Here is a 19,243-nt window from a genome sequence, read left to right as displayed (position 1 = left end):
CCGAATCGATTTCGAGCCGACGGGTGGAGTAGACATGTACAACATCTTGCTTGTAGACGATCAAGTGATCGAGACGAAGATCGTTCGCAAAATCATCGATAGCCACGGACTCCCGTTAATTGCCGCTAGCGCGACCAACGGCGAGGAGGCGCTGGAGCTGCTTCAGGAATCGCCGTTCGATATTTTGTTTACCGATATTAAAATGCCGGGAATGGACGGACTGACCTTGGCCAAGCATGCGAAAATGCTGAACCCGTCCGTGCAGACGATCGTATACAGCGCATTCGGCGAATTCGAATACGCCAAGGAAGCGATTGATTTGGGCGTCGTGCACTATTTGCTGAAGCCGCTCGACATCGACGAATTCGTACGCGTCATCGACAAGACGATCGCTTTATGCGATCACGCGGCCAAAGTTCGCATGGCGTTCGAAGAGCGAGGCTACACCGAAGCAGGCTTGGACAAAGGAAACGAAGCCGAGAACGGTACGGCGCTGGATTCGGACGACAGGGACGAGCAGGTTCGCAAAGTGATTCGCGACGTCAGGGAGCTTGTCGAACAGCATTATGGAACCCCCGATTTGGACATCGAATATTTGGCGTCCAGGGTATTTCTGTCTTCCAGCTATTTGGGCCATCTGTTCAAGACGCATACCGGCCACAATCTCGGCAAGTATATCATTCGCGTACGGATGGAGTACGCCAGCAAGCTGCTGGTCACCACGAATTATAAAGTCGCGGACGTCGGCCAGAAGGTCGGCTACGCGAATCCCTCCTATTTTTCCCATCTATTTAAAATTCACTTCGGATGCACTCCGGTGCAGTACAGGGAGTCGGGGACGAGCCTATGAACGGGCTCATCCGGCTGTTTCGGGACGTCTCGCTGCGGAAGAAGCTTATCTTCTCTTATTTGTTCGTTATCATTATTCCCATCGCCGTATTGGGGACGTATTCTTATCGCAGTGCGAAGGCCGATTTGGAGCGACAGCTCGCGCTTACCGCGGAGAACTCGGCGAACCGGCTCGTCTCCGAGCTGAGCTATCGGCTGGAGAGGCAGGAATATCCGATCAAATCGATCGTATTCAACCCCAAAGTCGTGCAGGCGGTGGCCGCTCCGGACAAAGACGTCTACGAGCTGACGGTCGAGTTGAACGAGCACGTGGAACCGATTTTCTGGAACTATTTATTTTTCATGCCGGACATGAAAGAGATTGTAATCTATTCGGAAAACCGAACCTCTCCGTTCGGCAATTTCCTGCATTCGGCGGAAGAGGTTCGGGGAGAAGAATGGTACGCTAGCACCGAGAATATCAAATCCGTCGTCTGGCGGAGCGACGGCGAGAACTTGTTCGCGACGCGGAACATCTATGAGGCGGGAAGGGAGAAGCGGCAGGGGGCGCTCTACATTCGCTTCGATTACAACGGCTTGATTCGCGAAGTGGCGGGCAAGCTCGGACCGAGCGACGGAGTCGTCATTACGGCCGCGGGCGGCGGCAAGGTTTTCTCTTCGTTCGCCAAGGAAGAAGGAGCGGAAGCCGGCGAATACTTGATCCTTCGGCGGGATATTCCGCGAACCGACTGGCAGCTCGCTTATTATGCGGGCAAAGAGCATATTCGCGAAGGTACGGTCGGGATCGTCAGGGCGACTCTCGTTATTATCGGCGTCTGTATCGTCGTGCTGCTCGGCGTGATTCTGTTGTTTTCCAGGACGATGCTTCTGGGCATCCGCAAGCTGAACGAAAGAATGAAACGAGTGGAGGAAGGGGATCTGAACGTTATCGTCCCTATCCCTTCCAAGGACGAGGTCGGCCAATTGACGATTCGGTTCGCCAATATGATCAAGAGAATCAATCTGCTGATCGAAGAGGCCTACGTGAACCGTATCGCCCGCAAGGAGGCCGAGCTGCTGGCGCTTCAAGCGCAGATCAATCCGCATTTTCTATATAACTCGTTGTCTCTGATCAATTCCCAAGCGATCGAGAAGGACGCTTACGACGTCAGCAGAACGGTGACGCTGTTGGCCAAGTTTTATCGGACGACGCTGAATAAAGGCCGGGATACGATCTCGGTCCGCGACGAACTGACGAACGTGCAAACGTATATCGAAATCCAGAGAATTATGTGCGGCTATGCCTTCGACGCGGAATACGACCTGGAGAACGACCTATTCGGACATGGCATGATCAAGCTCGTGCTTCAACCCATCGTAGAGAACGCGATCGATCACGGTCTGAAGGAGAAGCGGGAAGGGGAACGTTTGCTTCGCATAACCGGAAAAGTGGACGCCGGGGATTTGCTGCTGACCGTGACGGATACCGGAGTCGGGATGGACGAAGAGACGCGGGCCAAGCTGTTGACGAACCAGTCTCCCGGCTACGGTCTCGTCAACGTTCAGGAGAGGCTGCGGCTGTATTACGGAGACGCCTACGGTCTGACCGTTAACAGCGAGGAAGGGAAGGGCACTTCGGTCGAAGTTCGACTCCCGATCGGGGGAGCCGCAGCATCAAAGCGTAATATCGATAGAGATCGATAAAATGCGATATTTCACTGAATGCGCTTTCCTCCTATACTTAACTTGCATGCAGCACAAGCGATTGCCCGGGATCGCTGAAGAAAGCACGAGGAGACGAAGGGGATCTGTCATTCATGAGAAAAACGATTGCATTGTTGATGTCCTGCACGATTGTTCTGGCGTTGGTCTTGACTGGATGCGGGGCCGGCGACAAGAAGGCCGAGCCTTCCGGCAGCGCCGCGGCAAGCGCTTCTCCAAGCGCCGGCGGGGAGAAAGTCAAAGTCAGATTGGCGTATTGGAACAAGGAAGAGAACGTCAAGACGCTGCTTGACTTGATCAAGGAAAAGCTGCCGAACGTGGATCTGGAGTATCAATTCATCGATGCCACGCAGTACGACACGATTATTAAGACCCAACTGGCCGCAGGAGAGGGGCCGGACATTATCGGCGGATTGATCGACGAAACGACCGTTAAGCTGGGCTATTTCGAAGATCTGACGCCCCGTTTCGGGGGCAAGTATTACGATTCGGGCACCTCGTACGTAACGTTCGACGGCAAGCTGTACGGACTGCCTCAGGCGAGCTGGTTCAACGGCGTTTTCTATAACATCGATCTGTTCAAGCAATACGGCCTGCAAGTTCCGAAGACGCTGGACGAGTATTTCGAGGTTGCGCAGAAGCTGAAGGACAATGGCGTAAAGCCGCAGGCGATCGGTCTGAAGAACGCGAACGTAGCGATGCAATCGTTCATCGCTCTGGCGTTGAACGATTATATCGGAACGCCGGAAGGCAAAAACTTCGACGATGCGTTCCGGACGGGCGAAGAGACGATGAAGGAGGCGTTGCTGCCGGCTCTGAATACGTGGACGGAATATCTCAAGCGAGGCATTTTCACGAAAGACATGCTCGGCCTGGAAGAGGAACAAGCGATCGACGAGTTTACGAGCGGCAAAGCCGCCATGTTCCAGAGCGGTCCATGGTACATGGAAACCTTCAAGCAGAAAAATCCCGACATGAACATCGGCATGTTTCCGAATCCCGGCACGAAGGGCGGACCGGGATGGATGGTCGGCGGTCCCGGCGTCGCCTTCGGCATCAACGCGAACTCTCCGGCCAAGGAAGCGGCCTTCGAAGTTCTCGAGCTGCTATCCACGCCGGAAGGCCAGCAGGCCTACTGGAGCGACAACAAGGGCGGCTCTTCCTATCTGAAAGGCGTCGTGTTCGAGATGCCGCCGGAATACAACGATGCGCAGGAAGCGTTCAAAGCCGGCAACGTCTATTTCCCGCCTAACGGCTGGGGAACGCTGCGCAATCCGATTATCGACGAGCTTGGCAAGCTGATCCAAGCCGTCGTCGGCGATCAAGCGACGCCGGAGCAAGCGCTGGAAGCGGTGGACAAGAAAGCCGCGTCTCTCCGCAGCAAGTAAGGTCCGAGGGGAGAACGGCGAGGCGAGTCCGCGCCGTTCTTTCCTTATGGCCGGGACGAAGGGAAACGATGGACCGAAATGAAACCTCTTAGATTATTCAGGAATGGCAAATGGGAGCCGGCTTACGCCATGCTGCTGCTCCCGGCACTTGCGATTTACGCTTTTTTCTTCCTGTATCCGACGGCAAGCACTTTCGTCTACAGCTTCACGAACTGGTCCGACGTCAATCCGCGGGACGTCACGTTCGTCGGACTGCGCAATTATGCGAGTATTTTCAACGAAGACATCTACGCGACCGGGATTCGCAATACGCTGATCTATGCGCTTCTGTCCACGGTGCTGATTAACGCTCTAGCCATTCCTTTGGCCGTAGCGTTGAACCGCAAGCTGAAAACCCGTCTGGCGCTGCGCTCGATTTTCTTCATGCCTGCCGTATTCAGTCCGCTGATTATCGGGTTTCTGTGGAGCTACTTGTACTCCACCTCCGATTACGGATTGATCAACCAGGCGTTAAGCGGCATCGGTCTGGACAAAGTCAATTTTCTCGGCGATCCGAAGCTGGCGCTCTACTCGGTCATTTTCACGCAAGTGTGGCAGTGGACGGGCTACAACATGGTGATCTATCTGGCCAACCTGCAGAGTATCAATCCGGAATACTACGAGGCGGCCCATCTCGACGGAGCCAACGCCATGCAGTCGTTCCGGGGCATCACGCTTCCGCTCCTCGCGCCGGCGATTACGTTCTGTACGGTAACGGTGATGATCAGCGGGCTAAAAGTATTCGACATCATTTATTCGCTGACTTCCGGAGGCCCCGGGCATGCGACTGAAACGATCGTCTCCTTGATGGTCAAGAGAGGGCTGGGAGAAGGATTCTACGCCCAAGGGGCGGCTTTCGGCATCGTGTTCGTCATTCTGGTAGGGCTTATTACGCTAGTCCAGCTTAGGCTGGTCAAAATATGGGGGGATCGCTAATGCAGCGCATGAGACGGAGTCCGATTCTCCGGCGGCTGGGTCCCATGGCTTTCGAGGCATCCGCGATTATAATAGCCGCAATCTTCATCATTCCCGTCTACTATTTGTTCGTTACGACGTTCAAGACGCCGGCCGAAGCGCTGCTTCAACCGCTCTCCCTTCCGGAGACGTGGACATGGGACAATTACGTCAAGGCGTTCGATACGATGAACTATATGAGAGCGTTGACGAACAATGCGATCATCAGCGCGGGAGCCGTTGCGGGCATCGTTCTGTTCTCCGCCATGGCCGCTTATACGCTGGCGCGAAGGAATCGCCGCTACTCGAGGCTGTTGTACGTTCTGTTCCTTGCCGGCATGATGGTTCCCTATCAGATGGGAATTCTGACGCTCTTCAAACTAGTATCGGACATCGGGCTGATGAATCGGCTTGCGGGAGTCATTCTGATCGAGATCGCTTACGGGCTTCCGTTTTCGATTTTCCTGTTCAAGGGCTTTATCTCCTCGACCGTGCCGATCGAGCTGGAGGAGGCGGCGAAAATCGACGGCTGCTCGGTAAGCCGGACGTTCCTGACGATCACGCTTCCGCTGCTGACTCCGGTCGTCGCTACGGTCGCCATTCTGAACATGCTGGCGACGTGGAACGACTTTATTACGCCGCTGCTTTTCCTTCAGTCCCGCGATAAAGGCGTGTTATTGCTTGAAGTATTCAGAAATATCGGACAATTCTCGGTCGATTGGACGAGTTTGTTCCCGATGCTATTCCTTTCTATTGCGCCTCTTCTGGTTTTTTATCTGTTGATGCAGAAGTACGTCATTGCGGGAATGACATCGGGCTCGCTTAAAGGTTAAGGCGGACGGAAGGAGCAGATCATGAAGCAAGGATTTGTGTACACGGAAAAAAACACGGCGGAAATTTCGTTCCCTCTGGGCGGGATCGGAACCGGAAGCATCGGTTTGGCCGGCAACGGCCGGCTGATCGATTGGGAAATCCGCAATCGTCCGGCCAAGATCAGCCTGAACGGATTTTCCTTTTTCGCGGTCAAGGCCGAGCGGGACGGAGAAACGGTGATGGCCAAAGTGCTTCAAGGCGACAAAACGCCTCCGTACTCGGGAGAAGGCAACGGAAGATTCGAAGGCTACGGCTTCGGGCCGCGCAGAGGACATATGACCGGATTTCCGCACTACCGAAGCAACGAGTTTCGCGGGGAGTTCCCGATCGCCGGGCTGTCGTTTGCCGATGACGGCGATCCGCTGCAGGTGAGGCTGACGGCGTTTAATCCGTACATTCCGTTGAACGAACGGGACTCGTCGCTTCCGGCAGCCGTTTTGTCCTATAAGGTTACGAACGTTTCGGATGCCGCCCTCGACGTTGCGCTGACGGGCTGCCTGTCCAACCCGTTTGCCAAAGGCTCCATCAACAAGCCGTTCGAACGCGGCGACGTGAAAGGAGTACGGTTGTCCACGGCCTCGATCCCCGGCGATTCCCCGGAATTCGGAGAGCTGTCGCTTGCGACGGACGCGCCCGATTGGAGCAGGCAAACGTACTGGTATCGCGGAGAATGGTTCGACAACGTGACGGTATTCTGGAAGGATTTCGTGCGCCCCGGTCGGTTCGCCGAGCGGATGTACGACGAACCCCGCGACCTTGATCCGTATCGCGTCGTGGAGAAAAACTACGATACTTGCAGCGTTTGCGGCCATGCCCGGCTCGAGCCGGGGCAATCCGCGACGTTCCGCTTCGTCATTTCCTGGCATTTTCCATGGGCGGAAAATTACTGGAACCCGCCGGCGCCGGGCGAAGCTGGGGAAGCGAAATGGCGGAATTATTATGCGGAGTGGCTGCACGATTCGGTTGACGCGGCTGTCTACCTGTTCGAGCATTATGAGCGGTTATACGGGGATACGCAGCGCTTTCGGAAGGCCCTGTTCGAGTCGACGCTTCCCGAAGCCGCGATCGAAGCGGTGTCGGCGAATCTGTCGACGCTGAAATCGCCGACCGTGCTCAGGTTGACGGACGGGACGTTATACGGGTTCGAAGGCTGCCATACGGACGAGGGCTCCTGCGAAGGCTCCTGCACGCACGTATGGAACTACGAGACGGTTACGTCCTTTCTCTTTCCCGAGCTTGCCCGTTCTATGCGCGCGGCGGACTATCGGTACAACCAGTTCGACAACGGTAAGATGGCTTTCCGGTTGATGCTGCCTCTCGGCAGGGAGAAGTCGGATTACCATGCGGCGGTTGACGGTCAAATGGGCGGAATCGTCCGTACGTATCGGGAATGGAAAATATCGGGCGATACCGAATGGCTCGCTTCGTTGTGGCCTGCGGTGAAGAAGGCTCTTGCCTACGCCTGGCAGCCCTCTAACGAGGACGGCTGGGATCTCGACCGGGACGGCGTGATGGAAGGTGCGCAGCACCATACGCTCGACGTGGAGATGTACGGGCCCAATGCCTATTTGAGCGGCTACTATCACGCGGCTTTGCTTGCCGCCGCGCGGATGGGGCAAGCGCTGGGAGACGAGGAAGCGGAACAATTTCTGGAGCTGTACGAGCGAGGGCGGGACTGGATCGACCGGCACGCCTTTAACGGAGAGTATTTCTATCAATTGCTCGATCTGACGGATGAGAGATACCCCGTGAACGAAGAGCTCGGGCAGATCAAATACCAGATCGGGGAAGGCTGCCATATCGATCAAGCGGTCGGCCAATGGCAGGCGAGGTTGGCCGGACTCGGCGACGTGTTCGATCCGGATAAAGTCCGCCGCTCGCTGAAATCGATCTACCGCTACAACTTTATCTCGATGCGCGACCACGCCAACCCGAATCGGGTCTATGCCCTTAACGACGAAAAGGGCTTGCTGATCTGTACTTGGCCGAAGGGGGGAACGCCTACGGTTCCGGTGCCTTACGCGGACGAGTGCATGACCGGCTTCGAGTATCAGGCGGCGAGCCACATGATTTTCGAAGGGCTGGTCGAGGAGGGGCTGTCCGTCGTTCGGGCGGTTCGCGAACGGTTCGACGGCGAACGCCGCAACCCTTGGAACGAATTCGAGTGCGGCAGCCATTACGCGCGGGCGATGTCCTCCTACGCGATCTTGCTGGCGATGAGCGGATTCGAATATGACATGACGGTTGGTAGGATCGGCTTCTCTCCGGCAGCCGGCGCGGGGGAGGGGGCGGAACCGTTCCGCTGCTTCTGGTCGCTCGCGACCGCCTGGGGAACGGTCGAATGCCGGACCGGCTTCATCGCGATCAACGTACTGTACGGCAAGATTGAGCTGAAGCAGCTGCGCAGTCGGCTATTGGCTGGGGTAAGAGAAGCGGAGGTAAGCCGAGCCGGGGAGAGCTGGAGCTGCCCGGTCGCGGATGGAACCGCGCAGCTTGGCAGCGGCATTGCTTTAACGGAGGGAGATCGACTGGAACTTACATTCTCGGAAGGGGATACGTATGAACATAACCAACGGAAATAGGTTGCTGAAGCTTGCGCTTGCTGCCTTCATGATTTTATCGGTTTATTCTTTCTCGTCTCAGGAAACCAAAGCGTACTATTCGGAACCTGCTTATCCGCATGAGACCGTCAACGAGCTGGTCAATCCGGGTTTTGAGACGGGCGGCGGGGGAGCGGCAGCGTCCTGGTTCTCGTGGGGCGGCGGGTATGCCGTCGATACGGCAACGAGCCGGACCGGTTCCCGCTCGGTTGCTTGCGAGCTGACGGGCAGCGGCGAATGCGGTATCTATCAATACGTCGAGCTGAACCGCACCGACACGAAGCCTCTGAAAATCGGCGGCTGGAGCAAAGCCGACGGAGTTGAAGGGACGGCTTCGACGAATTATTCGCTATGGGTCGACCTGACTTACTCGGATAATACCCATTTGTACGGGGAAGCCCAAGCTTTTCAAGCGGGAACCCATAGCTGGGAATACGTCGAAATGGTTATCGATCCCGAGAAGCCGGTCAAAAGCTTGACGATCTACGGACTTTTGCGCGATAAGGCGGGCAAAGTCTGGTTTGACGATTTTACGGTGGAGGAATTCCCCGCAGGTTTGCTCGGCAACAACGGGTTCGAGACGGTCGCTGCGTCGGAGTTCGGCGGTTGGGGAGCCTGGCAGAATGGATATAGCGTCGCGTCCGGGGAAGGCAGGGGCGGAAGTCAGGCTGTCAAGGCGGTCAATGCATCGGGAAGCGGACAATACGGCGTCTATCAGACGACGGTGTTGAACCGAACCGTTACGCGTCCGCTGCTGCTGCGGGGATGGAGCAAGGCGGAAGCGGTCAGCGGGGCCTCGGGGGCGTCCTACTCGTTGTACGCAGACCTGACCTATACCGACAATACCCATGATTGGGGCCTTCATGTCCCATTCGATACGGGCACGCACGATTGGCAGAACAAGCAGTTGTACATTTTGCCGATCAAGCCGGTCCAATCGATCACGGTATATGCGCTGTTTAACGACCGTCAAGGCACGGTCTGGTTCGACAACGTCTCGCTGGAGGAGCTTCCGGACAGCTCGGGCGAGGGGATAGCCATGCTCAGGCGAGAGCTTGGGACAAGCGGAGCGGAGAAATTGGCAAACGGTTCCCTGACGGACGTTGCGGGATCTACGATTTCGGGCTGGGGCTCTTTCGGCAACGGATATACGATCGAGGGCAGCGGCGGCAGGAACGGTACTCGGGGCGTGAAAATGGCGCATTCGTCAGAGACGGACGCCTCGGGCATCTATCAGACGATTCATCTGAATCAGGCTTCGCCCAAGCTGATTGCGGTCAGCGGCTGGAGCAAGTCTTTGAACGTAAGCGGGGACGTAGATCGGGGATATTCCTTGTATATGGACGTCTTTTTCGCCGACGGTACGAGCCAATTCGCCCAAACCGCGCCCTTCAGCACGGGGACGCACGATTGGCAGTACCGCGAGCTGTATTATTTGCCGCAAAAGCCCGTGCAGACGATTTCCGTATACGGCATTTTCCGGGATGGGCATACAGGGGAAGTGTGGTTTGACGATTTTTCCGTACGGGAAGTGAACGACGGGTCGGCTTACTTCGAAGATGCGGTTGTGACTCCTCTTCCTTGGTCGGCAGGAGCCGCGTTCACGACTCTTCAGACGCAGAACGGACTCCAGCTAACTTTAGGGGATCGCGGAATCGCTTCGCTTAAGCTGGGGAGTACGGAGCTGGCCGCGCCTGGCGTACCTTCTGGATTTCTCGTTCGGGATTATGCCGGGGACTCCGACGTATACGGCTTCGACCGGATTACCGGCTCGACGTCTAGCCGCTACAAAGGACTTGCCGACGATCTGGATTTGGAGGTTCAGGCGGATTTCGAGACCGTTCCCGGCGGAATTAAGGTTGAGGGTCGGCTAACCGATCTGCGCTCCTCCGATAGGGCGGTGACGCTGACCTATGCGCTGCCGGTCGATGCGGACGGCTGGAAATGGGGCGATTACGTGCGCGGAGAGCGGGAGATCGCGACCGGACAGACGGGCAACGTCTATACGAACAGCCAAGTGCCGGATTTCGAAACCGGGCCGCTCTCCATCTACCCGATGTCCGCTATCTACGATCCGGTTACGGGGAACGGCCTGTCGCTGGCCGTGGACTATAACCGCCCGACCCATTATCGGCTGGATTACAACGGGAGCACGAAGCAGCTGCTGATTACTTTCGAACTGGGTTTATCCCCGGATACGGCGAATTTTCCTTCGTCGGCCGATTTCGGCTTCGCCATTTACGGCTTCGACGGGAATCAGGGGTTCAGAGGATCGGTGGACAAATACATGGAGCTGTTCCCGGAATTTTACGAGGTGCGCATTCCGGAGCAAGGCATATGGATGCCGTTCGCTTCCATATCGGACATCCCGGACAACGAAGATTTCGGCTTCCGGTTTAAGGAGGGCGACGACGATCCGGTCGACACGGCGTACGCCAACGCGAACGACATTCTTGTTTTTCACTATCAGGAGCTGAGCTCCTGGTGGCAAAGCATCGATCCGTTATTGCCCAAGACGGCGGCTACGGCGACAAACTCGCGGGATGCTTCTGCAGCTCTCGGCGAGGAGAAAGCGAAAATGGCGCAAGCGGCGGGCATGCTCAATCCGATAGGCAATCCCTACTTGCAATGGCTCGATACGCCATGGAACGTGGGCGCGTTATGGATGATCAACGCCAATCCCGATTTGCCGGGCGAGACGAACGGCTACAAGCTCTATTTCGGCGCGGATAAGATGGACGCGAGGTACAATACGTCGGGACCGAAGCCGGACGGCGAATATCTCGATACGTTGGACGGGTGGCCGTACACGATCAATTACGACCGTAACCATTTTGCCTACGCAATCGCTCCGCTTGTTTTTTCGAAGGTGACGAAGCAGCCGGCCGTTCACCGTGCGTTCTCAAGCTGGGAGGCAACGACTAGAATAGCGAACGAATTGCATGGGGACGGACGATATTTGATGGCCAACGGAACGCCGCATTCGTATTCCATGTACATGCCTTGGCTGGACGCGATGGGGAACGAGCGCAATTGGCTAGGTCCTAACGATTCGTTCAATCCCGATTCGGACGAGACGCTTAGCAAATACCGGACCTTGTCGGGAGCCAAGCCGTACCTTATGCTGCAAAACACGGATTTCACCAAGTTCGGCAACGCTTATATGGAACGCTATATGAAGAAACTGCTGTTCTACGGAATTTTCCCGAGCGCCTTTAGCGCTACGGCCGACAACGCAACGAATTACTGGAAAAATTCCGCTTTCTACGACCGTGACCGTTCTTTGTTTATCAAGTATGTGCCTCTCGTAAAGAAAGTAGCCGAAGCAGGATGGAGGCCGGTCACGTTCGCTACCTCCGATAGTCAGTCGGTCGCGATCGAGCGTTATGGCGAAGGAGAGACGGTGTACCTGACTTTAATGAATCAAGAAAGCGTTGCGGTCCAAGCCAATGTAACGCTTGATCTTGCCGGCATGGGTCTGGGAACGCAGATCGACGCCGAGGAGTTAATCGAAAACACGACGGTCGGCGTAACGAACGGACAGTTCAGCGTTTCGCTTCAGCCCGAGGAGGTCAAGGTCGTCAAGCTGACTTCCGTTCTTTGAGTCGGAATGCATATTTCCTATTTGGGTTCCCTATGCTATATTGATTCCCTATGCTATGGGAATTGGAAACCCGGAAAGGAAGCGAGCCAAATGTGCGGAGATCGGATTGAGGATGTTCCTCTCCTATATATGAACCGAGGCGGACGAACGGAAAATGTGCATAGGGGGCGGATCGCCGTCGTGTCCGCGGAGAACGGCCGGCTGCTTCATGCATGCGGAGATGCGGATGCGCTCTCTTATGTGCGTTCGACAGCCAAGCCGATTCAGGCAATTGCATCGCTGCTCGACGGAACTGCCGAAGCGTACGGTTTGGAGCAGCGCCATTTGGCGCTGCTGGCTGCGTCGCATCGAGGAAGCCGGGCGCAGTTGGAGGTTCTGGAGGATATTCTGCAACGGACGGGATTGGACGAGGAATTGCTCGCCATTCAGCCTACGCTTCCGGTCGGCCGTCGACAGAGAGACGAATATGTCGCCGCTGGTGGCAAACCGCGCAAGCTGCTGCATACCTGCGCAGGCAAGCATCTGGGCGTACTGGCGTGGAGCAAGCTGAAAGGCTGGCCGCTTGATGGCTACATTCGCCCGGACCATCCCGCGCAGCAGGGAATCGTTCGTCGCATCCGGCAATGGGCGGAAGCGGACGAAGAACAGGTGACGGTCGGCAAGGACGGCTGCGGCTTTCCGGTCGCAGCGATGCCCTTGCGATCGCTTGCCTTGGCTTACGGCCGTCTTGCGACTCCGGAGCATGCCCCGGATCGTGCGGCAGGCGAAGCGGCGGGCCGGATGGCAGCGGCGATGAACGCCTATCCCGAGCTCGTGGAGGGGCCGGGCCGTCTGGCGAGCCTGTTGCTCGAAGACTCGAATATCGTCGCCAAGAGCGGAGCGCACGGCGTTTTTACGTTTGGGTTGCGGCGAGAGCGTATCGGCGTGTCGCTCGCGGTAACAGACGGCACGGAAGTCGCGTGGCCGTACATCGTCAAAGCGATCCTCAAGCAGATCGGAGGCGCTTCGAGCGAGACGATGGATAAGCTGGACAGGATGTTTTCAGACGAATTTCTCAACGATGCGAAGGAAATCGCAGGGAGCTGGAAAGCTGCATTTCAATTGTAGCGAATCGTTTATTTCGTCTTCAGCGAGTCGTCGACGGCGGTCCGATACTCCGTCGGCGACTGCGCATACCATCTGCGAAACTGTTTGGAGAAATAAAGCGCATCCTGAAAGCCTACCGACGAGGCGATCTGTTCCACGGTAAGCTCGGGCCGCTCGCGCAGCAGTCTTCTTCCATGATCGACGCGCAGCTTCGTTAGGAAGGTCGCAGGAGACATTCCTGCATGCTGCTTGAATATCCGGGATAAGTAAGCTCTGTTGTAGCCTAGCGTCTCGGCCATGCCTTCGATGGTGATCGGCTCCGCGTACTGCGTGGACAAATAGCCGATCACTTGGCGTGCCAATTCCTCGCTATGCGTGCCAGGACGAGGCGCTTCCGGCGCGGAATCCTCCGAAGCTTCGCGGAGGCTCGCCAGCAGCAGATGAAAATGGCCCGACGCCGCTAGCGCCGCGGAGCCGCTTCGCCCCCTGAACGCTTCGAAGATCGCTCGGCATCTTTCTCCCGGTGCACTATCTCCACCCGTATGCGTATAAGGCCGCTCCGGTTCGAACCCGGCTTCCTTAACAAGAGCCGCCGCTGCCGAGCCGGAGAAGGCGACCCACCTATATTTCCACGGATTATTTTCATCGGACACGTAATGGAACAACGTGCCGGGATAAATTAGAAAGCTGTCGCCCTCCCCGAGGTTCAGCTCGATATCTCCCATACGAAAAAGCCCTCGCCCCGATAACACATGATGGAGCAAATAATAATCGACGACTTTCGGCCCGATGCGATGCAAAGAATTCGTCTGGCTTTCTCCGGCGAACAGCACGTTCAACTCGCCCTTACGAAAACCGGAAGAATTGGATGCAACGCGATAGGTTGCTTGCTTGGTCATCGTAACTCCTCCTTCGTTATCTTTAATTATACCACGATAGCCTCGCAATCGATTTTACAAAAGTCACATTTCTCCATATCAAAAGCACTTCACGCCATTTCGAATTCTCTCCGATTATCGCTATAATAGGATCAAACGAAGAACTATTCGGAGGAGAGATGGAATTCCTGATGGTACAGCTAACGGAGTTGAAACAGCGTTTTGTAGAGCAATTCGGAGGAGACGCGGCGGTCATATCCGCATTTCAGGCGCCCGGGCGGGTCAACCTGATCGGCGAGCACACGGACTACAACGGAGGAGCGGTATTTCCGGCTGCACTGACATTCGGCACGACGTTGTTGATCGCTCCGCGTGAAGATCGCAAGCTTGGTTTCGCGTCAACGAACTTCCCGGCGGAGAAAGAGATTCCGCTGGATGGGATCGCGTTTAATGCAGAAGACGACTGGGCGAATTATCCGAAGGGCGTCGTATGGGAGCTGAAGCAGCGGGGGATCGAGTTGAGCCGCGGATATAACTTTATGTATCATGGCGAGATTCCGAACGGATCTGGACTATCCTCCTCCGCTTCCATCGAGGTTGTAACGGCGTACGCTTTGCTGACTTTGGAAGGCAAGCCGACGGATACAGTACAGATCGCACTTTGGTCGCAGCATGCGGAGAACGAATTTATCGGCGTCAAATGCGGCATCATGGATCAATTCGCGGTAGCCAACGGACGCAAGGACCATGCCATTCATCTTGACTGCGATACGCTTAAATATGAGCTGGTGCCTTTCCGCTCCGGAGATTACAAGCTGGTCATCGGCAATACGAACAAACGTCGCGGGCTTGTAGATTCCAAATACAATGAACGCCGCGCGCAATGCGAACAGGCGGTTAGCGAGCTCCGCGCAGCTTTCCCGGAGCTGACGCTGCTCGGCCAGCTAACGCTGCAGCAATTTGAGGATAACGCTCATCTGATCGCGGACGAGACGGTACGTCGCCGCGCGCGTCACGTTGTTGAGGAGATCGATCGCGTCGGTCGTTCCATCGAAGTGTTGAATAAGGACGATTTGGCAGCCTTCGGCCAACTGATGAACGCCTCGCACGATTCGCTGCGCGACCTGTACGAGGTGACGGGAGACGAGCTTGACGCAATGGTAGCCGCGGCGCGCGAAGTGCCGGGCGTGCTTGGCTCGCGCATGACGGGAGCCGGCTTCGGCGGATGTACGGTATCGCTCGTGCATCAGGATTCGGTCGAGCGCTTTATAGCCGAGGTAGGCGACAAATATGAGTCCGCGACAGGGCTTAAACCGGCATTTTACGTATGCGATATCGGCGATGGAGTCGGAGAGTTGAAGGGGGAGGCGTAAACGATGGCGGTATTGGTTACAGGCGGAGCGGGCTACATCGGCTCGCATGCAGTTGCGGCATTGCTGGAAAAAGGGGAGCAGGTTGTCATCGTCGACAATTTGTATCAAGGTCACCGGGACGCGGTATTAGGCGGCAAGTTTTATGAGGGTGACCTGCGCGACGGAGATTTCCTTGCTAAGGTATTTGAAGAAAACGACATCGACGGCGTCATCCATTTCGCGGCGAACTCCCTTGTCGGCGAGAGCATGAAGGACCCGGGCAAGTATTATCACAACAACGTGTACGGTACGCTGTGCCTGCTTGAGCAAATGCAGAAGGCCGGCGTCTCGCGCATCGTGTTCTCTTCGACTGCAGCCACGTACGGAGAACCTGAACGCGTGCCGATCGACGAGTATGACCGGACCGTGCCGACGAACGCTTATGGCGAAACGAAGCTGTCGATGGAGAAGATGATCCGTTGGTTCGACGTCGCCCACGGCATCAAGTTCGTATCCTTGCGCTATTTCAATGCGGCGGGCGCGCACGAGTCGGGCAAAATCGGCGAAGACCACAGTCCGGAATCGCATCTGGTACCGCTCGTGCTTCAAGTCGCGCTGGGGCAGCGGGAGTTCATCTCTGTGTTCGGCGACGACTATGCAACGGAAGACGGCACCTGCATTCGCGACTATATTCATGTTAGCGATCTGGCCGACGCCCATATTTTGGCGCTGGAACGGCTCCGTCAGCGCGGAGACAGCGCGATCTACAACCTGGGCAGCGGCAACGGCTACTCGGTTAAGCAGGTAATCGACGTTTCGCGCGAAGTGACCGGCCATCCGATTCCGGCGAAAATCGAAGCGCGTAGAGCAGGTGACCCCGCGGTGCTGATCGCCTCGTCGGAGCGGGCGCGCAAGGAACTGGGCTGGGCGCCGAAGCGCGATAAACTGGAAGCTATCGTCAAGAGCGCATGGGAATGGCACCGCGCAAATCCGAACGGCTACAAGAAGTAAGGGGAGGCTTATCGCATGAATGAATCTACATCGACCCCTGAAGCATTCTCCGGGCAGAATTTGGCGGAGGCCATCGAGCGGCTGATTGCGTTCGCGCTTCATCAAGGGCTGATCGACTCGCTTGACGCCGACGACGCTCGCAACCGACTGCTGGATTTGTTCAGCGTGAAGGAGCCGGCGGCAGGTGCAGGTGCCCGACCGCTTGCGGAAGAACTGCCCGACAGCCCGGTACCTCTACTGGAGCCTTTGCTTGATGCAGCCGCGGTTCTCGGTCTTGTGCCCGACGATACGCTCACATATAAGGATTTATTCGACGCCCGGATCATGGGGCTTTTGATGCCGCGGCCTTCGGAGACGAATCGACGCTTTCGCGAGCGGACGGCAGAGGCCGGCATAGCCGGGGCGACCGACTGGTTCTACAAGTTCAACATCGACTCTAACTACATTCGCATGGATCGGATCAAGAAGAACGGCTATTGGAAGCATCGCACCCCGGACGGCGAACTCGAAATTACGGTCAACCTCTCCAAGCCGGAGAAGGACCCACGAGAGATCGCGCTGCTCAAATCATTGCCGCAATCCCATTATCCGAAATGCTTGCTCTGCAAAGAGAACGTCGGATACGCGGGACGTCCGGACCATCCGGCACGGCAAAATTTGCGCGTTCTTCCCGTGACTCTGCTGGGAGAAGATTGGTTTTTCCAATACTCGCCTTACGTGTACTATAACGAGCACAGCATCGTATTCCGTGGCGAGCACGTTCCGATGAAAATTTCGGCGGCGACTTTCGCCCGCTTGTTGGATTTCGTAGAGCAGTTCCCGCACTATTTTATCGGCTCCAATGCCGACTTGCCGATCGTGGGCGGCTCGATTTTGAATCACGATCATTTCCAAGCGGGGAGACACGTTTTTCCGATGGAGACGGCGCCTGTGACGGAATGGCGTTCGCACGGCCAGTATCCGGATGTTTCTCTCGGAATCGTACAATGGCCCATGTCCGTTCTGCGCTTGCAATCGAGCAATCGCCAAGCGCTGCTGGACGCCGCTTCGGTGATCCTTGCCGAGTGGCGCGGTTATAGCGATCCGGCTGCGGACATTTTCGCGTTCAGCGACAAGGACGGCGCGCGTGTCGAGCATAATACGATCACTCCGATCGCCCGCTTTAAGGATAACGGCGCATATGAGCTCGATCTCGTGCTCCGCAACAATCGTACAAGCGAAAAGCATCCCGACGGTATTTTCCACCCGCACAAGGAGCTTCATCATATCAAAAAAGAAAATATCGGTCTGATCGAAGTGATGGGTCTGGCGGTGCTCCCAGGTCGTCTGCAAGATGAGCTCGGCTTGATTTCTGACATTATGACGGGCAAGACGTCTTACGACCAAGCGGGGCTTGGTGTCGCTAGCCACCCTCTAAACAAGCATGCTGCATGGATCGCGGAATTGGTCGACCTGTACGGAACGGACGGCTCGGAAGAAGCCGTGAAGCTTCTTCTGCAGGCAGAAGTTGGCGACAAGTTCTATGCAGTGCTTCGCGACGCAGGCGTGTATAAGACGGACGAGGATGGCCGTACCGCCTTCGGACGATTCCTGGAAAAGTTTGTGACGGCATAACCGGCACGGCAAAACAAAGCTTTATATATGTAACGGCTGGATAGAGAGAAATCTCTGTTCGGCCGTTTTTTTATGATGCGGCTGCTGTATTCTTTCGCTCACGAAGCATCCCATATTCATTTAAGGTGTAAATTGTCGTGCAGGAGGCAAGAATCAGCCTTGAAAGGGCCTCGATGAAGTGATGCGAATTGTTGTTCCGGAAGCGAAACTCATAATAGTAATAAAGCCGATTCCAGTTGGATACGCGCTTGCCGTAATATTTTCGAATGAAGGAGCGAGCCTTCTTGTACATCATGAGCATGGCTCGTCGTACGATAGGCTGTTGGGCCGAGCGTTTCTCGCGGTTCCAGAAGTCCAGCATGGGGGTTATCTCCGACTTATGCATGGCAAGCCGGATTTTGCGAAGCAATCTTTCGGCCGTACGCTGCTGGATACAAAGAGTCTGAGCCAGCTTGCGCGCCGAGCAGCGATGGCCTGAAGCGACCCAATAAAGAGCCACCATCCAGTATCGCAGTGGCAATTTCGTTCGGTGCATCAACGTGTTGGACGTAATCGAGGTTTGCGTCTTGCAGTTGGCGCATTCATACACATTCCGCGTTTTAATCAAGCAGTACCGCATATCTCCGCACTTGGTACAAATAAAACCACGCGGCCAACGGATCGTAAACAAGTAATCGCGACAGGACTGCTCGTCCGGAAAAAGAGACATAAACTTGCGAATAGACGCCATGTAGCCCCCTCCTAATACCGCAGTCTATTTTTCATCGAACTCTCGTTCCTGTTTCCATTTTACCAAACATATGTTCTTATTTAAAGGGTTTTTTTTATTAAAATTGGGATTTTTCATTATTTTTCCATACCCTGGAGGTATTCTTATCTCAGTTTTGGCTTACCTGAGCGAATGGCAGATAGAAGGCTGATAAGAGGTGTGAATGAGGGGGTAATGAGGGAGATAGGGGGATAGAGGGATAGAGGGATAGAGGGCAGAGGGATAGAGGGCAGAGAGATAGAGAGATAGAGGGATAGAGGGATAGAGGCGATCAAGATTGATAGAAATTAATAGAGGATTGAGTTTCGGATTAAGAAAAATTGAAAGTTAGTGTTAGAAGGAACCATTCAACGATTTAATATGAACAGGCGACCGGAGGGTTCTGCAGATGACTCAGGGAGGGAGAAAATGAGATAAGTCGAAGTTTGTTAGGGATTATATGGAAAAATCTGAGTCAGAGATGAGATTGCAGAAAAACGAGGGAATTAGCGATAGGAGGCTAGGGACAGAGACAGAGAGGGGACA

The 19,243-nt window shown here is 55.6% G+C and carries 13 protein-coding genes; 11 read left to right on the top strand and 2 right to left on the bottom strand.

Features of this window, described 5'->3' with window-relative positions; genetic code table 11:
- Window positions 1–34: 34 nt before the first annotated feature.
- The 8 genes from DFP98_RS33235 (at window position 35) to DFP98_RS33200 (ending at window position 13,115) form a co-directional block, all read left to right on the top strand.
- Entirely contained in the window at window positions 35–850 is an 816-nt protein-coding gene (locus DFP98_RS33235; RefSeq protein ID WP_116064932.1) for a response regulator transcription factor, read from the top strand.
- Window positions 847–2,532 (top strand): sensor histidine kinase, encoded by a 1,686-nt coding sequence (locus DFP98_RS33230; protein WP_181918103.1) that lies wholly within the window; start codon window positions 847–849, stop codon window positions 2,530–2,532. The genes DFP98_RS33235 and DFP98_RS33230 overlap by 4 nt, the downstream gene beginning before the upstream one ends.
- Window positions 2,533–2,645: 113 nt before the next feature.
- The gene (locus DFP98_RS33225) at window positions 2,646–3,938 is read left to right on the top strand and encodes an ABC transporter substrate-binding protein (RefSeq protein ID WP_116064930.1); all 1,293 of its coding nucleotides are present in this window, start codon (window positions 2,646–2,648) and stop codon (window positions 3,936–3,938) included.
- Window positions 3,939–4,016: 78 nt separating this feature from the next.
- Entirely contained in the window at window positions 4,017–4,913 is an 897-nt protein-coding gene (locus tag DFP98_RS33220) for a carbohydrate ABC transporter permease (RefSeq protein WP_116064929.1), read from the top strand.
- Entirely contained in the window at window positions 4,913–5,764 is an 852-nt protein-coding gene (locus DFP98_RS33215) for a carbohydrate ABC transporter permease (protein ID WP_246016982.1), read from the top strand. Before DFP98_RS33220 ends, DFP98_RS33215 begins: the two co-directional genes overlap by 1 nt.
- Window positions 5,765–5,785: 21 nt before the next feature.
- Window positions 5,786–8,386 carry a GH116 family glycosyl-hydrolase gene (locus tag DFP98_RS33210; protein WP_116064927.1) on the top strand — a complete coding sequence of 867 codons (2,601 nt, stop codon included), beginning with the start codon at window positions 5,786–5,788 and terminating at the stop codon, window positions 8,384–8,386.
- Window positions 8,364–12,008, top strand: a complete 3,645-nt coding sequence (locus DFP98_RS33205; RefSeq protein WP_116064926.1) for a hypothetical protein — start codon at window positions 8,364–8,366, stop codon at window positions 12,006–12,008. The genes DFP98_RS33210 and DFP98_RS33205 overlap by 23 nt, the downstream gene beginning before the upstream one ends.
- A 90-nt stretch (window positions 12,009–12,098) precedes the next feature.
- Window positions 12,099–13,115: an asparaginase gene (locus DFP98_RS33200; RefSeq protein ID WP_220377207.1), complete on the top strand. Its 1,017-nt coding sequence runs from the start codon at window positions 12,099–12,101 to the stop codon at window positions 13,113–13,115.
- An 8-nt stretch (window positions 13,116–13,123) separates the two neighbouring features.
- Here DFP98_RS33200 and DFP98_RS33195 read toward each other — a convergent pair whose 3' ends face one another.
- The gene (locus tag DFP98_RS33195) at window positions 13,124–13,993 is read right to left on the bottom strand and encodes an AraC family transcriptional regulator (RefSeq protein WP_116064924.1); all 870 of its coding nucleotides are present in this window, start codon (window positions 13,991–13,993) and stop codon (window positions 13,124–13,126) included.
- Between the two features lie 170 nt (window positions 13,994–14,163).
- Here DFP98_RS33195 and DFP98_RS33190 point away from each other — a divergent pair, with 170 nt between their 5' ends.
- The 3 genes from DFP98_RS33190 to DFP98_RS33180 are packed head-to-tail and all read left to right on the top strand — an operon-like array spanning window position 14,164 to window position 17,949.
- The gene (locus tag DFP98_RS33190) at window positions 14,164–15,345 is read left to right on the top strand and encodes a galactokinase (protein WP_116064966.1); all 1,182 of its coding nucleotides are present in this window, start codon (window positions 14,164–14,166) and stop codon (window positions 15,343–15,345) included.
- A 3-nt stretch (window positions 15,346–15,348) separates the two neighbouring features.
- Window positions 15,349–16,335, top strand: coding sequence for a UDP-glucose 4-epimerase GalE (galE, locus tag DFP98_RS33185; RefSeq protein WP_116064923.1), 987 nt, complete (start codon window positions 15,349–15,351; stop codon window positions 16,333–16,335).
- Between the two features lie 15 nt (window positions 16,336–16,350).
- Window positions 16,351–17,949, top strand: coding sequence for a UDP-glucose--hexose-1-phosphate uridylyltransferase (locus DFP98_RS33180; RefSeq protein WP_116064922.1), 1,599 nt, complete (start codon window positions 16,351–16,353; stop codon window positions 17,947–17,949).
- Between the two features lie 70 nt (window positions 17,950–18,019).
- Here DFP98_RS33180 and DFP98_RS33175 read toward each other — a convergent pair whose 3' ends face one another.
- Entirely contained in the window at window positions 18,020–18,679 is a 660-nt protein-coding gene (locus DFP98_RS33175) for a transposase (protein ID WP_116064921.1), read from the bottom strand.
- Window positions 18,680–19,243: the final 564 nt, after the last annotated feature.

Origin of the sequence: Cohnella phaseoli (genome assembly GCF_003386235.1) — a bacterium.
Lineage (GTDB): Bacteria > Bacillota > Bacilli > Paenibacillales > Paenibacillaceae > Cohnella > Cohnella phaseoli.
The sequence above is the reverse complement of the archived record's forward strand: the minus strand, read 5'-3'. Positions and strand labels throughout refer to the sequence as shown.

Excerpts from the sequence above, each read along its gene's own strand:
- DFP98_RS33235 (WP_116064932.1), top strand. The coding sequence starts at position 35 with ATGTACAACATCTTGCTTGTAGACGATCAAGTGATCGAGACGAAGATC.
- DFP98_RS33190 (WP_116064966.1), top strand. The coding sequence starts at position 14,164 with ATGGTACAGCTAACGGAGTTGAAACAGCGTTTTGTAGAGCAATTCGGA.
- galE (WP_116064923.1), top strand. The coding sequence starts at position 15,349 with ATGGCGGTATTGGTTACAGGCGGAGCGGGCTACATCGGCTCGCATGCA.
- DFP98_RS33220 (WP_116064929.1), top strand. The coding sequence starts at position 4,017 with ATGAAACCTCTTAGATTATTCAGGAATGGCAAATGGGAGCCGGCTTAC.
- DFP98_RS33215 (WP_246016982.1), top strand. The coding sequence starts at position 4,913 with ATGCAGCGCATGAGACGGAGTCCGATTCTCCGGCGGCTGGGTCCCATG.
- DFP98_RS33195 (WP_116064924.1), bottom strand. The coding sequence starts at position 13,993 with ATGACCAAGCAAGCAACCTATCGCGTTGCATCCAATTCTTCCGGTTTT.
- DFP98_RS33205 (WP_116064926.1), top strand. The coding sequence starts at position 8,364 with ATGAACATAACCAACGGAAATAGGTTGCTGAAGCTTGCGCTTGCTGCC.
- DFP98_RS33180 (WP_116064922.1), top strand. The coding sequence starts at position 16,351 with ATGAATGAATCTACATCGACCCCTGAAGCATTCTCCGGGCAGAATTTG.
- DFP98_RS33225 (WP_116064930.1), top strand. The coding sequence starts at position 2,646 with ATGAGAAAAACGATTGCATTGTTGATGTCCTGCACGATTGTTCTGGCG.
- DFP98_RS33230 (WP_181918103.1), top strand. The coding sequence starts at position 847 with ATGAACGGGCTCATCCGGCTGTTTCGGGACGTCTCGCTGCGGAAGAAG.
- DFP98_RS33200 (WP_220377207.1), top strand. The coding sequence starts at position 12,099 with ATGTGCGGAGATCGGATTGAGGATGTTCCTCTCCTATATATGAACCGA.
- DFP98_RS33210 (WP_116064927.1), top strand. The coding sequence starts at position 5,786 with ATGAAGCAAGGATTTGTGTACACGGAAAAAAACACGGCGGAAATTTCG.
- DFP98_RS33175 (WP_116064921.1), bottom strand. The coding sequence starts at position 18,679 with ATGGCGTCTATTCGCAAGTTTATGTCTCTTTTTCCGGACGAGCAGTCC.